Annotated in this window: 11 protein-coding genes; 5 read left to right on the top strand and 6 right to left on the bottom strand. The window is 41.7% G+C overall.

The window, feature by feature from the left end:
• Positions 1-150 precede the first annotated feature (150 nt).
• The gene (gene dinB, locus M0Q51_06640) at positions 151-1302 is read right to left on the bottom strand and encodes a DNA polymerase IV (GenBank protein ID MCK9399658.1); all 1152 of its coding nucleotides are present in this window, start codon (positions 1300-1302) and stop codon (positions 151-153) included.
• 215 nt (positions 1303-1517) lie between these two features.
• On the opposite strand from dinB, the gene M0Q51_06635 reads away from it, so the two are divergent.
• Complete coding sequence (locus tag M0Q51_06635; GenBank protein MCK9399657.1) at positions 1518-2321, top strand: helix-turn-helix domain-containing protein; 804 nt, start codon at positions 1518-1520, stop codon at positions 2319-2321.
• A 45-nt stretch (positions 2322-2366) separates the two neighbouring features.
• Entirely contained in the window at positions 2367-3713 is a 1347-nt protein-coding gene (locus tag M0Q51_06630; GenBank protein ID MCK9399656.1) for an exonuclease domain-containing protein, read from the top strand.
• A gap of 14 nt (positions 3714-3727) precedes the next feature.
• Here the strand turns inward: M0Q51_06630 and M0Q51_06625 are convergent, their stop codons facing one another.
• From M0Q51_06625 to M0Q51_06610, 4 genes are all read right to left on the bottom strand, one after another.
• Complete coding sequence (locus M0Q51_06625) at positions 3728-4633, bottom strand: cation diffusion facilitator family transporter (protein MCK9399655.1); 906 nt, start codon at positions 4631-4633, stop codon at positions 3728-3730.
• Between the two features lie 30 nt (positions 4634-4663).
• Positions 4664-5116 (bottom strand): 3-oxo-5-alpha-steroid 4-dehydrogenase, encoded by a 453-nt coding sequence (locus M0Q51_06620; GenBank protein MCK9399654.1) that lies wholly within the window; start codon positions 5114-5116, stop codon positions 4664-4666.
• Between the two features lie 375 nt (positions 5117-5491).
• Positions 5492-6469 (bottom strand): NAD-dependent epimerase/dehydratase family protein, encoded by a 978-nt coding sequence (locus tag M0Q51_06615; protein MCK9399653.1) that lies wholly within the window; start codon positions 6467-6469, stop codon positions 5492-5494.
• Positions 6470-6482: 13 nt separating this feature from the next.
• On the bottom strand, positions 6483-7205 hold the full coding sequence (locus M0Q51_06610) for a hypothetical protein (GenBank protein MCK9399652.1): 723 nt from the start codon (positions 7203-7205) through the stop codon (positions 6483-6485).
• A gap of 238 nt (positions 7206-7443) precedes the next feature.
• Here M0Q51_06610 and M0Q51_06605 point away from each other — a divergent pair, with 238 nt between their 5' ends.
• Positions 7444-8616, top strand: a complete 1173-nt coding sequence (locus M0Q51_06605; GenBank protein ID MCK9399651.1) for a hypothetical protein — start codon at positions 7444-7446, stop codon at positions 8614-8616.
• A 23-nt stretch (positions 8617-8639) separates the two neighbouring features.
• Here the strand turns inward: M0Q51_06605 and M0Q51_06600 are convergent, their stop codons facing one another.
• Positions 8640-9665, bottom strand: coding sequence for an aminotransferase class I/II-fold pyridoxal phosphate-dependent enzyme (locus M0Q51_06600; GenBank protein ID MCK9399650.1), 1026 nt, complete (start codon positions 9663-9665; stop codon positions 8640-8642).
• Positions 9666-9807: 142 nt separating this feature from the next.
• Here M0Q51_06600 and M0Q51_06595 point away from each other — a divergent pair, with 142 nt between their 5' ends.
• Positions 9808-10254: a hypothetical protein gene (locus M0Q51_06595; protein ID MCK9399649.1), complete on the top strand. Its 447-nt coding sequence runs from the start codon at positions 9808-9810 to the stop codon at positions 10252-10254.
• Between the two features lie 401 nt (positions 10255-10655).
• Positions 10656-14501, top strand: coding sequence for a PKD domain-containing protein (locus M0Q51_06590; protein ID MCK9399648.1), 3846 nt, complete (start codon positions 10656-10658; stop codon positions 14499-14501).
• Positions 14502-14567 lie beyond the last annotated feature (66 nt).

The following is a 14567-nucleotide window of genomic DNA, read 5'->3' as shown; positions in this document are numbered from 1 at the left end:
GACCAGACTAATGATTGATATCAAAGTATCATAAGTTGAACGGTCTACACTGCACGGGGCAACGCTTAAATTTAGTAAGTTATTCTTTGTACGGACTATATTGTTCTATATTTAGGGACTAATGACCAATGACCAATGACCAATGACCATTTAATACCCAATTCCCACAGCCCTCCTGATCGCTTTCTTCCCGAACTTTTTCCGGATATGGTCCATGGCGTTGTACAGGCTGATCATCTCGGGAGTATCCTCGAACATATTCAGTTGCTGCACGCCGCCGACCAGGTGGCTGAATTTGACACCCACCAGCCGGATGAGCATCCGGCGCTGGTAGAGCCGGTCGAACAGTTCTATCGAGGTTTTGATCAGGATATGATCGAAGGCGGTATAGGGAATGCGTTGTTGCAGGGTATGAGTATCGAAGTTGGAATAGCGTATTTTCACGGTGATGCAGGATGTTAGTTTTTGCTGCTTCCGCAACTCGAAAGTGAGTCGTTCCACTTTAGCGGAAAGCACCTGGCGGATACGTGATATATCGATCGTATCATTCTCGAAAGTGGTCTCGGAACCAATGGATTTCCTTTCCGAATAAGGCTTTACAGGGGTGGTGTCGATACCGTTGGCTTTCTTCCAGATAACAATGCCGTTCTTTCCCAGCACCTTTTCAACCATTTCGGGCGGGACACGGCTTAGGGTTTCGATGGTGTCGACTCCCATCGACCGGAGTAAATGATACACTTTATCGCCGATCATGGGTATCTTCTTGATCGATAAGGGATTCAGGAAGGGGCGGACCCGTTCTCCCGGGATTTCCAGTTCACCGTTTGGCTTTGCCTCGCCCGTAGCGATCTTGGAAACGGTCTTGTTGACCGACAGGCCAACGGAGATAGGAAGCCCGGTTTCCCGGATGATAGTTTGCCGCAACTCCCGCGTCCAGGCCAGGCAGCCAAAAAAACGGTCCATCCCGGTGATATCGATATAATGCTCGTCGATGGATGCTTTTTCATAGACCGGCGCCTTTTCTGCAATAATCTGGGTGACTATGCCGGAATAACGCGAATACAGATCCATGTCACCCCTGACGATGATTGCATCCCCGCATAACATGCGTGCTGTTCTCATCGGCATGGCCGAATGAACGCCATACTGCCGGGCTTCGTAACTGCAACTGGCCACAACGCCCCGGTCAGACGTGCCGCCGATAATGACCGGCCTGCCAATCAGCCGTGCATTCATCAGCCGCTCTACCGATACAAAGAACGTGTCAAGGTCGAGATGGACGATATGGCGGTTTTCGGTCATTGGTTATTGGTTATTAGTTAGTGGTTAGTGGTCAGGAAGTTGCTTTTTTTTAAAATTTTTCTTGACTTTTTATTTTCTTTGTTTTACTTTTGATTAAAATTTAATCAAATAATAGACTACAATTTAATCAAAAAATCTTTTCAAGTCAAGAAAAAGAATTTTTTTTTCAACAGACCGGGTATATTTTCAGAAAAAACGGATAAACAAATAAAACGATGTACTTCAGTTCAAATATCAAACTGCTCAGAAAGCGTCTCGGACGGACCCAGGACGATATAGCTTTTTCCCTCGGAATGAAGCGCTCTACCCTGAGCGGCTACGAAAATGGTATTGCCCAGCCCGGACTGGAGGCCCTTATTTCCTTCAGCCGGCATTTGAAAATATCTATTGACACCCTCGTGAAAGAAGATTTGTCGAAACTGGCCGAAAGTGAGCTTTCCCAACTTGAAAGGGGATATGACATTTTTATTACCGGCAGTAAACTCAGGGTACTTGCCACAACGATTGACCCTGACAACAACGAAAACATAGAATTGGTCAGTGAAACGGCTAAAGCAGGTTACCGCAGCGGCTTTGCTGATCCTGAATTCATCCGCGTACTGCCCGTATTTCAGCTGCCATTCCTTTCAAAGGACAAGAAATACCGTGCCTTTCAGGTAAATGGCGATTCAATGTTTCCCATCCCCGATAAATCCTGGGTGATCGGGGAATTTATTCAGAACTGGCTTAATATCCGAAGTGGATATCCATATATCATCCTCACCCTTGATGATGGTATTGTTTTTAAAGTGGTTGAAAATAATCTGCAAGAGCAACAGAAACTCACCCTTATGTCCCTCAACCCGCTTTACGACCCCTATGAGGTTAATGTGAAAGATATCCGGGAAGTCTGGAAGTTTGTCCACTTCGTATCCTCCGAAATACCAGAACCCAATCTCCCGAAAGACGAACTTACTAAAACTGTAATATCCATTCAAAAAGACATTAAGGATATTCAAATGAAACTAAAACTTCAATAAAGTTCCCAACTTAAACCTTAACACTTAAACCTCAAAACTTGTTGTATGTACGCCATCGTCGATATTGAAACAACCGGTTTAAATGCGAGAAAAGACCGTATAACGGAAATCGCAATCTTCATCCACGACGGGGAAAAGGTGGTGGAAAAGTTTGAATCGCTTATCAATCCTGAATGCAGGATACCATTTCATATCACTGCCCTTACGGGAATAAGCAATAAAATGGTGGCCGAAGCACCACACTTTTTTGAGGTTGCCAGGCAAATTGTTGAACTGACTGATGGTAAAACGATCGTGGCCCATAATGCCTCCTTCGATTATAACTTTATACGTTGTGAATTTAAAAGACTGATGTATGATTATACCCGGCGTACACTTTGCACAAAGAAGCTTAGCCGGAAACTTATGCCGGGTATTCAGTCTTACGGGCTCGGTAATCTCGCAAGGATTTTAAATATTACTAACCCTGCCAGGCACCGGGCGGCAGGGGATGCCCTCACTACAGTTTCTCTTTTGGAACATCTACTTAAAATTGAAAACAAACTCGAAGAAATATCCTTAAAAGGGTTGCATACAAAACTGTCGCTGGAAGATATTAAACAGCTTCCAGAAACACCAGGTGTTTATTATTTCCATGACGAAAATGGCGATATTATCTATATCGGGAAAAGTGTAAATATTAAAAGCAGGGTCATGTCGCACCTGAATAACAACGACCATAGGCGTGAAATAGAAATGCGTGAAAGGATTGCATCGGTTACTCATGAACTTACGGGAAGCGATCTTGTTGCATCCCTGCTTGAATCAGCCGAGATAAAAAAGCATAAACCTGTTTTTAACCGTTCCCTGAGACGCTCACTTTTTCAGTATGGCCTATTCTCCTATACCGGACAGGATGGTTATATCCATTTCACTGTAGAACAGCTTAAAGGTGACCGGCTACCCTTGACATCCTACTCTTCCCGAAAGGAAGGCGTGAGCCATCTTCAAAGATTGCTCGACGAATTCAACCTTTGCCAGAAACTGTGCGGGCTTTATACATCAAGCGGGGGATGTTTTGACCATCATATGGGAATCTGCCGTGGCGCCTGCGTTGGTAATGAAAGCCCTTCCGATTATAACGACCGGGTCATCGATGCAATAAGTAAATATACCTATAAGAATAAGAATTTCTTTATTGTGGATGATGGCCGGTTCGACTATGAATGTTCTGTTGTGAAAGTTGAAAATGGAAGATTTGTCGGGTTTGGTTATATTGAACTGGATGAAATCGGCGGAAATGCCGGCATTTTGCATGATATTATCAGGCCATTTGAAGATAACCGTGATGCACACGTGATCATCAGGGGATACTTGAGGAAAAACCATTTTGAGAAGATGATCGTCTACTGACCAATGACCACTGACTAGTGATGGATCATATCCTTATCGTCACATAGCTGGTGCTCAAACTGTATGGTAAGGTGACTGATGTGGTGCTTTTCTTTCAGGACTTTTTCTATCTTGTAATAAATATTATCCGTTTCAGATATCCTGCTATTCTCGATTAAAGCAACATGACACTCAAAATGAACGGATTGATCATCCAGGTTCCAGATATGCACGTGATGGATATTTGCAATCTCAGGAATTTGCTCCAGGTCCTGCCTGATCAGATCCAGGTTCAGACCCGCCGGAGATCCTTGCATTAGAATGTCGACGGTCTGTTTTAAAATTGTCCAGGTTTCTTTGATGATATAAATACCGATAAAGATCGTGATGATAGGGTCTAACCAGAATATATCAAAGAAATAGATTAGTATCCCGCCAATTATAACTGCTACAGATGATAGAGTGTCGCCAAAGAGATGCAGATAAGCTGCTCTGACATTGATATTTCTTTTCGCATCTCCACGCAAAAGTAATACCGCTGCAAGATTGGCAAGAAGCCCGATCAGGGCTACAATAAGCATGATGAGGCCTTTTACTGGTTCAGGGGCAATAATTCTCAGGATGGCTTCATAGAAAAGATATAACGAAATAGCGATCAGGATCAAGGCATTAAAGAAAACTGCCAGGATCTCAATGCGTTTGTATCCAAAAGTCCGTTTTGAGTTTGATGGCTTTTGGCTAATTTTGTTGGCAATCCATGCAATAAAAATGGCAAGCCCATCACTAAGGTTGTGTAAAGCGTCTGAAATTAATGATAAGCTATTGGAAATCAATCCTCCGGCGATTTCTGCAATAGAGATGATGAAATTAAGGATTGTTGCAGCTAATAGCCGGTTCCCTTTTACGTTTGCAGGTTGATGATGAGGTTTATGAGGGTTCATGGTTATTATGATATAAAATCATTGCTGCTTTTATATAAGGAAAGGAATAACAGCTTTACGGCTCTTTGGATATTCTTCTTTGAAACAGCTTTTATACCATTTATGGTGATCCAGAGCTCTGGGAATGAGATTAGCAGCAGTCCAGACTGCAAAGGAAAGCGCCGGCAGGTTCCAGGCCATAAGGGCAAATCCTGACCATTCAATAATCTCTCCGAAAAAATTCGGACAGGAGATGTAATTAAACAGGCCTCCCCTTGGAATAAAATAACCCATTTTGCCACCTTTTCTTAAGCCGATTAATTTCTTGTCTGCTGCCTGGTTTATGATAAATCCACCGATAAATATTATTCCACCCAGAATAAACCGGGGATCGGTCATCCAGTTTTCAGGATAGGCTGGGGCTATGAAACCCAGCCAGTACCCGTTAAGACCGGCGTTGATAAGATTGAAGAAAACAGCAGATAACATGATGAGAATTGGCATTTTCTTCCCTTTGGTCTTGGTCCTTAATGGAAAAATAACTGACCGGTTAAAATAATGAATGGTCCACAAACCAAATAAGACCCAAATAGGAGAGGAGGGTTGTTTAGACCCCAGAAGAACCAGTAAAACAAAAATCAACAGAGATGGCAGTTCCATTAACACCCAGCCAAGCTTGTTATCAATCATAGGCCCCCAGTTCTGTTTGCTATGCCTCCCATACGGGGCAGTAATCCTTAAAAGGAATGGAAAAATTATAATTGCAACAGCAATCCAAATTATTGCAAGATATTGAATGGTAGATGAATTAATCATTAATGCTAAATTAATTGTTTAGATTTAAAATTTAATCCTTGCCAGAATCTCGTTAAATGGAAATCACTTGAGATAACCATGCAATTGAAACCAATCCATGGTGTCCCGAATAGTAATTTCAAAATCACGGGAGCTATAGCCCAGTTCAGTATTGGCTTTTTCATGGCTGATCATAGTATTAACCTCACGCAAGGCCCTTAGTGATTCAAAAGTATAGAGTGGCTCCTGTTTGGCAATCCAGCCATAAGCTTTGATAAACGGTACTCCGATTTTGGCAATTGGGGTAGGGATCATGAACTTAATGACCCTTTTCCCGGTGACCTTCTCTACAATTAAAGCAAGGTCTTTAATACTTACCCATTTTCCTCCCAGAATATAGCGTTCTCCTTTTCGCCCTTTGTCCATAGCTGCAATCGCACCCTGAACAATATCCCGCACATCAACCCAGTTGTATCCACCTGGTACCAATGCTGGTAAAGTGTTATTATACAATCTGATAAGTGCAGTACCTACAAGTGAAGGTTTAAAATCATTCGGGCCTACAATGGCAGTTGGGTTAATCACGACAGCATCAAGTCCTCCAATAGTGGCATCCAAAACTATTTTTTCAGCTTTTGACTTGGTGATTTCATACCACATGGGCCCTTCCTTGACCAATGGTCTTGTTTCATCCATGGGTTGATCCAAAGGAAAATGGGAGAGAGCGTGGATAGAACTGAAATGGATCAGCCTCCTGACACCGTTTTCTTGTATGACTTTTATAAGATTTTTTGTGCCTTCTACATTGACCTCCAGAAGTTTATTCTTATGTCCATCAATCGAAATCATTGCGGCCAGGTGAAAAACAATTTCTGCATCCTTACAAAGGCTCCTTAGTGCGTTGAGATCGTGCAGGCTGCCCTGAACAATTTCAATATTGAGACCTTTGAGTGAATTAATGTTCTGATGAACGAGTGCTTTAACCTGATGACCTTCAGCAAGTAAACTCCGGCATAAGTTAGCACCAACATGCCCATTGGCACCTGTTACTGCAATTTTCATGCAGCGAAATTAATCAAATTCTTTTGTGAAAGGAAAAGGCAGGATTCAATTTGGTTTTATCAGGTCCTCTGATCATGTAGTTTTGATTATCAATCGAATAATCATATCCCTGAGGAGCAAAGTAACCCAGTAAATAATACGTTTTCTTTTCCTGTTCCAGCATTAAGAACACTCTTAACCTGCTGATGAATTTCTTCCACCAATTATTGATAGACAAGCAATCAGAGTCAATTCTATCTTTGAAACCTTGAAGAGTATATAAGACCTTTCTTTTATCCAATATTATGCGGTTATTATGATTATCCCTTAACTCAGCCCATTCCGAAGATTCCTCTTCATTAACCACATCTGTAAAAAGATAAAGTAATGCTAACTGGTGTAACCGGAACGCAAATTTTCTAATGAAACCGGGTAAAATCCAACTCAAACTACTCTTGATATCCTCGAATGCAATGTCAACAATGTCCTGGTTCAATTCCCATTCCTTATAACTTGTACTTATGATAGTTGTATTGGAAAGATCACCAGTGAATTCTGCTTTATATTTATTTGCGGGACCCCGGAAGAAATTGTCGATATGGTTATAAATCCAGTCACTGGTTGTATTGGCTGTTTTTCTCAGCCATGAAGGCTCAGGAGATGGATAGGAGTCAGTCCAATATGAATCAGTCCGGATCTTGTGGTGGGATCTTCCGTAAAATAACATCCTGATAAAATTAGAACCAGACTTCAGCATAATTTAATTAACTTAAAATATTTTATGAATTTATACTTAATAATTAATAGGATTTTTATTGGAGATAATACAAAGATATAGTACTTATAATGCTGAAAACAAATAAATTAAGTGGTTATTGTTTTCTTAAGTAATAACTTCGGAATATTTAAATTTATTCTTAAGTAACTTAATATTATTACTTAACTATTGACTTAAGTACTTAATTTTTCTTATCTTTGCCAAAACTCAACTAACCATGAAGCCAGGTTTATTTTCATTCATCGGGGATGAATTTGAGAATGTATTTCATTACTCCGATTTATTCCTGCCAGGCATTGAAAAGATAGCAGGTATTTACTTTTCACAACGGGACCGGCAGATCAGGATTTTGTCACGGAAAAGAGATCATGACATAGAAGATAGCTTTGATGAAGTTTTGCAAAGGCCTGAGAATATGGTCATGATTCAAAAGTTCAGGACAGAAAATCATCAGTTCGCATGGATCAAGAAGGAGGACCTTCCATTCGAATTCTCCCCTCAGCGCCTGACAGTCCCTACTATTTTTACAGAGCTGGATAATGTCATCCTTGTTTTACGTTTTAAAAATGATACTGATAAGCTGAATGATTTATTATTGATTTATTTCAACCAGAACCTCGGGAATTTTGGTCTTAATAAGGCTGATAAGGTGCTAACTGCTGATCATAAAATAATTATCGGTCATTTGTTATATTATCAGTTTAAATCCTTTCTCCAGTTGAACCTGTCTAACCGAAGATTGCTCCGAACCTTGAATAATGGGGTCAGAGCGGTCATCAGTGAAAACATATCACTGAAGGAGCAACTTAACCAAATTCAGGCTAGTTATGGAGATAATATGATTAACGTGGCCCAGCTGCACTTGCAGGATTTATCGAAGGAGTACGGCAGGACTTATATTTTAACGGATGAAGCATTAAATAAGATTAGGGATTTCAAAGGGAATCTGAAGCATTTACCTGTAATTCTCCAAAATGCTATTGTATTCACTGAGAATTTATTAATGTTAAGCGAAGAAGAAGTAGTAAAGATCCATTCTTACAGCCTTGATTTTGATAGTTACCAGGTCATCGAGAAAACGGAGCAGTTTACAAGAAAAATTGACAGTCGTCAATCCAGGGCTATGCAATTACTTGACAAATTGGAAATGGCAGCTATTGGATTGAAAAACAAAAATATAGCAATCATTAGTTCGAAAGTCGGGCAGGCATTGGATCCGCCGATATCAGCTCCGGCTATTACTGAATCATTGGGAAAGAACAGGGATTTAATCAGGCAACTACTTGAAAAATACCCTGATAAATGGGAAACGATCCGCAAAGAGTTTAAACCTTTGATTAATCAGCTGCGAAAAAGCGAACCGGACAGTTTCAAAGAAGAAAGCGCCTGAAAAGAATTAAAATTATCTTTTAATCAGGAAAGTCCTTTTAAAATATCGATGGTCCTGGAAAGCATTTTATCGGTATAATCCAGGTGAGTTACCATGCGAATTTTCTGCGGTCCGAACCCCACAGCCCAAAGCCCTTTCTCATTGAGCAATCTGAGAAATTCATCCTGAGAATACTTTTCATTCAGGCTGAATATTATTATATTGGTTTGAACAGGCATGACTTCCTCTATAAAATTCATTGCGGAAAGAAATGAACCGAGATCCTTCGCCCGGCGATGGTCATCCTTTAATCTCAGTATATTGTTTTCAACTGCGTAATCAGCTGCGGCGGCAAGATAGCCAACCTGGCGCATGCCACCACCCAGCACTTTTCTGATCCGGCGGGCTTTGTAAATGAAATCTTTGCTGCCTGTAAGTATAGATCCGACAGGTGCTCCCAATCCTTTGGAAAAACAAACCGAAATGGAGTCAAATATTTTTCCATAATCTTCTGTTTTTTCCCCGGTCTCAACCAGTGCATTAAACAGGCGGGCCCCATCAAGGTGAAAAAGCAAATCATTTTCGCGACAGATTTTTCCGATCTGTAACAGGTCATTTATATCATAAATGCTTCCTCCACCTTTGTTTGAAGTGTTTTCAGCAATAACCAGCCTTGTTTTCGGGTAATGGACATTATCAGGGTTAATATTGTCATAAATTTGGTCTGGCTTCATGCGTCCACGGTCTCCATGGACAAGCCTGACAGAGCATCCGGAATTGAATGCAATTCCGCCTCCTTCGTAATTATAAACGTGGGAAGTGATATCACAGATGATTTCCTCTCCCGGTTGGGTATGAGCCTTTACGGCAACCTGGTTTGTCATAGTGCCGGATGGGCAAAATAATGCAGCTTCTTTTCCGAACATACCGGCCATTTTCTCTTCCAGTAACTGGACAGTAGGATCATCACCAAAGACGTCATCACCAACTTCGGCTTTAAACATGCGATCCAGCATTTCCTTTCCGGGGCGGGTGACGGTATCACTTCGGAGGTCGATTACATTAATCATTTTTTGTACTTTTGAAGAATCAGGTAAAAGTAAGAACGAATGATGAGTTATATAGACAAAATTTTATGAAGAAGGCTGTTTTATTTCTGTTACATATAGTGATTATGCTTCATTTTTTATAAATACTACAATTCAATAAGTTATGAACATTTATCCGATTTTCGTCCATATCCACTCCGGCCTGAGATGGCTGGTGTTATTATTCATTATTGCCGCCATCGTAAATGCCGGTTTTAAGCTGACCAGGAAATCTTCTTCTAATTGCAATGATTGCTTTTTCAACAGGTTGGCACTAATTTTCATCCACCTTCAATTGGTTTTGGGATTTGTGCTTTACTTCATAAGTCCGAAAGTGATCTTTGATGCCGCATCGATGAAAGACAGCCTGTTAAGGTTCTTCCTGGTTGAACATATCGGCCTGATGATCATTTCAGTTATCCTTGTCACGATCGGTTATGTTAAATCTGATCGGGCTGTTGATGAATTAAAAAAGCACAAGCAGATTCTGGTTTATTATTCAGTTGCTTTATTGCTGATTTTAGTTTCTATTCCATGGCCATTCAGAGGACTTGGAGCGGGTTGGTTTTGATTTAGTATTGAATATCTGAGTAAATAGGATCTCTATGAGGTTTTTCATCATTGCTTCCGTTTTATTATCATTTACTGTATTTGGCCAGATCCTGCGAGGCAATGCGGAATTTACTTTTTGATTCCAGAAAGCAATAATGAATGTCAGAGTATTAAATTATTAGTCTTAAGATAAAGTTTTTTAATAAAAATTTGGATATTTCAATTCGTCAATGTAATTTTATATCGTAAACCATTTCCCCCCCAATTGGTTTGATTTTTACCATCATCCTTTTTCGTAATTCATTATTAAAGAAAATCTAAGGATTTTTCTTATCTGGAATGGAACAGAATTCCAGAATCAACTTATAATTTAATCTATTGACAATCTTTTTAAATAATTAACCTTTAAAAACTGAGATTATGAAGCGACTTTCACTTTACTTATTTCTGGTCATTTTATCCGGCATGGCTAAACTGGCAGCCCAGGACAATCCCATTTCCCCCTCTATAATAAAAACAGGGGTTTATCATGGGTTATCTCCTGCGTTAAGGGACCTCCCTGCAATTACCGATGCGGAATTTCAGCAATTGGTACTAAAAGGGGAGCAGAAAATGCTGAATAAAAAACTGAAAGAAAGGCATTATCCTTATGCCAGTACAGCGTTGCCGCAGGGACCGGACCCTGTTTGGCAGCAAGAGATGGGCAAAACAATGGGGATAAAGGCTCCGGTGTTGAATTTCAGCGGACAACCATCCCCTTATTACCCACCCGATGCTAATGGTTCAATAGGTCCGAACCATTATATGCAAACCATCAACACCGTGTATGCCATTTATAACAAGGCAAACGGCGCTCTGGTCGCAGGGCCTGCCAATATGAACCTGCTTTTCAGCGGAGTCACCGGATCAGAATATAACGATGGTGACCCAATCTGCCTTTATGATGAACAGGCCGACAGGTGGCTTGTCGCTGAGTTTTCTATCAGTGGCTCAAATGACTATATGCTGATCGCCGTATCAGCTACGAATGACCCCACCGGAGTATGGCATAAGTATTCGTTTGATGTTGCTGATATGCCTGATTATGAAAAGTTCGGCATCTGGCGTGATGGTTACTACATGGGTACAAATAACAGCACTGGAAATGATATCTATGTGTTTGAGCGCGCCCAGATGCTCATTGGTGGAACAGCGCAGATGGTAGGGTTTAATAATGCATGGAGGCCCACAACAATTGACGGATTTATGTGCGTTCCGCCAATTGATAATGACGGTGCTTTTGCGCCTGCAGGAGCTCCCGGTTTATTTATCACAATAAATGATGACGCCATTGGCGGAGGTGTCGACCAGCTGTGGATATATGAATTGGCTGTAAACTGGACAACACCATCAAGCTCTACATTTACACGAAGTCAGCAGCTCAATATTCCTGCTTTTGACAGCAATTTCGGAAATAACTGGGACAATATCAAGCAACAAGGTACGACAAGGGAACTTGATGCTATTCCCATGGTTATTATGAACGTTCCTCAATACAGGAATTTTGGCACTTACCAAACTATTGTGTGCAGTCATACTGTTGATGTTGATGCGACCGATCATGCCGGTATCAGGTGGTATGAATTGCGACGCACAACCGGAACCTGGACACTCAGACAGTCAGGTACTTATGCGCCTGACGGTCACTCCAGATGGATGGGAAGCGTTGCTTTAAATGGTTATAATGAACTCGGATTGGGCTACTCTGTTTCAAGCACTACTTTATATCCAGGCATTAGGTATTGCGGACAGTCAGCATCAGCCTATGCCTCAGCCTCCGGTGTATTGGATGTGGCTGAAGAGGTCATCCAGAATGGAAGCAGTTCACAGACCGCCTACAATCGTTGGGGTGATTATTCCAGTATATCAATCGATCCGCTGAATGACCATACTTTCTGGTTTACTTCAGAATACGGGGGCAGCAGGCAAACGAAAATAGCCGCCTTTACTTTTACCCCACCAGCATTGACTGCTCAATTTTCAGGGGCTCCTACGACTGTTTGCACAGGCGGACAGGTCACTTTCACCGATCAGTCAACAGGTTCTCCGACTTCATGGAACTGGACTTTCCCGGGTGGTACACCTGGAACATCAACTGTTCAGAATCCTGTTGTAACCTACAATACACCGGGAGTATATGATGTTACACTGATCGTGGGTAATGGCTCGACAACCAATACACTTACAAAAACCGGCTATATCTCGGTTGCTAATATAACAGCAAATTTCACAGGAAGTCCTACTACTGTGACAGTTGGAAATACGGTTACTTTTACCGATAATACCAATTGCAACCCGACATCATGGAGCTGGTCGTTCCCGGGTGGGACTCCTTCGTCTTCGACTGTTCAAAATCCAACTGTAACCTATAATACTGTGGGAACATATTCAGTCACACTGGTGGCCACTAATGCGTCCGGCAGCGATACGGAATTGAAGACAAATTATATCACGGTGAACGCAGTTCAGATCAACTACTGTGCATCCCAGGGAAGCAATTATTCTTACGAATGGATAGGGCAGGTTGCTTTCAACAGCTTTATAAACAGTTCAGGCGCTGCAGGTTATACTAATTTCACCAACCTGACCGTTCCCATGACAGCTGGCGGTAATGTTGCAGTGACCCTTACTCCGGCTTTCTCAGGGTCTACCTATGTTGAATATTGGAGGGTCTGGATTGACTATAATAAAGATGGTGATTTCCTGGATGCTAATGAAACAGCCTTTGCCCCGGCATCAAGCACCACGACGGTGAGCGGTAATTTTACTGTTGCAACAGGCGTTTCAGGGACGACCCGTATGCGTGTTACAATGAAGTATAATGCAGTTCCAACCTCTTGTGAAACATTCAGTTATGGGGAGGTAGAGGATTATACTGTATCCTTTGGAACACCACAGCCACCCGTAGCAAATTTCAGCGCGAACAATACCACGGTTATTGAAGGACAGGCCGTTCAATTTACAGATCTCTCGACCAACGGACCGACTTCATGGTCATGGACTTTTAACGGTGGAACTCCTGCAACCAGCACGGCTCAAAATCCAAGCGTAACTTATAGTACGGCAGGTATTTATACAGTATCCCTGGTTGCCACTAATACAGCAGGTTCTGATACTGAGACAAAAGCCAATTATATAAATGTAGTTGCAGTTCCATCCTGTACCAGCCCGGTTGCTCCACTAAATGGTGCTGCAGGGGTCAGCATAACCACTAACCTCCAATGGAGCAGTGTTACCAATGCTACGGGATATACCTTGTATTTCGGAACCAATAATCCTCCGACAAATATTATCAACGGGACAAATGTTGGTTCCGTAACTTCTTATGATCCTGCTGGAGATCTCAATTATAGCACGGTTTATTACTGGAAGGTGGTTCCATATAACGCAAATGGTTCAGCTACAGGATGTTCAGTTTGGTCTTTCACCACGGAAGCTTCACCATTTGGTTCTGTGGAGCTTAGCTTCTCAGATTTTGAGGCCGGTTGGGGTATCTGGACCGATGGGGGAGCAGATTGTGCACGTTATACGGGCGGAACGTACGCTTCAGGAGGGATTGCATCGATTGATATTCAGGACAATACCGCTGTTCCTTCATCATTCTACCTGACTAATGGGGTGGATGTTAGTACTCCTGGGTATGTTCAGATCGATGTGGAATTCGAATTTATCGCTATAAGTATGGACAATTCCACTGAAAATTTCTGGGTTCAGTATTACAACGGAACTACTTGGTACAACGTGGCTAATTATGCCAGGACTACTAATTTCAATAATGGCATTTTCTATGGTGCGAATGTTAGTATACTGGAAACCAGTTATACTTTCCCTGCAAACATGAAGATCAGGTTTATGTGCGATGCGAGTGATAATAATGATGATGTCTATATCGATAATGTCAGGATTACGGCTTCCATGCAAGTGAACCCGAACAATTACCTGATCCCGTTGACAGGACCCTTGGGTGAGTCTGCAGAAACGGCCAGTAATGAAGATAACCAAATCAAGGTTTATCCAAATCCTGCTCACGACGAACTGAATATCAGCATTGAAAATAACAAACTGGCGGAACTCTTCATTTACGATATGAAAGGACAGGTGGTCCACCATGAAATCATAAACGATGAACAGCAGGTTATCGGCCTGGAAAACTTCAGAACAGGGGTTTACATGGTCTTTATCATTACTCAGGAAGATACCTTCAAGACGAAGTTTATCAAGAAGTAATCTGACGAACTGAAGAGTTAAACCATCAATTGATTTATAGATCCGGCCGGAGTTTATTCAGCCGGA

The sequence above is a fragment of the Bacteroidales bacterium genome, assembly GCA_023229505.1.
Classification (GTDB): Bacteria; Bacteroidota; Bacteroidia; order Bacteroidales; family JAGOPY01; genus JAGOPY01.
This window is presented reverse-complemented; position numbering and strand designations above follow the sequence as displayed.

Coding starts and splice junctions, on each gene's coding strand:
- dinB (MCK9399658.1), bottom strand. CDS start 1,302: ATGACCGAAAACCGCCATATCGTCCATCTCGACCTTGACACGTTCTTT.
- M0Q51_06635 (MCK9399657.1), top strand. CDS start 1,518: ATGTACTTCAGTTCAAATATCAAACTGCTCAGAAAGCGTCTCGGACGG.
- M0Q51_06630 (MCK9399656.1), top strand. CDS start 2,367: ATGTACGCCATCGTCGATATTGAAACAACCGGTTTAAATGCGAGAAAA.
- M0Q51_06625 (MCK9399655.1), bottom strand. CDS start 4,633: ATGAACCCTCATAAACCTCATCATCAACCTGCAAACGTAAAAGGGAAC.
- M0Q51_06620 (MCK9399654.1), bottom strand. CDS start 5,116: ATGCCAATTCTCATCATGTTATCTGCTGTTTTCTTCAATCTTATCAAC.
- M0Q51_06615 (MCK9399653.1), bottom strand. CDS start 6,469: ATGAAAATTGCAGTAACAGGTGCCAATGGGCATGTTGGTGCTAACTTA.
- M0Q51_06610 (MCK9399652.1), bottom strand. CDS start 7,205: ATGCTGAAGTCTGGTTCTAATTTTATCAGGATGTTATTTTACGGAAGA.
- M0Q51_06605 (MCK9399651.1), top strand. CDS start 7,444: ATGAAGCCAGGTTTATTTTCATTCATCGGGGATGAATTTGAGAATGTA.
- M0Q51_06600 (MCK9399650.1), bottom strand. CDS start 9,665: ATGATTAATGTAATCGACCTCCGAAGTGATACCGTCACCCGCCCCGGA.
- M0Q51_06595 (MCK9399649.1), top strand. CDS start 9,808: ATGAACATTTATCCGATTTTCGTCCATATCCACTCCGGCCTGAGATGG.
- M0Q51_06590 (MCK9399648.1), top strand. CDS start 10,656: ATGAAGCGACTTTCACTTTACTTATTTCTGGTCATTTTATCCGGCATG.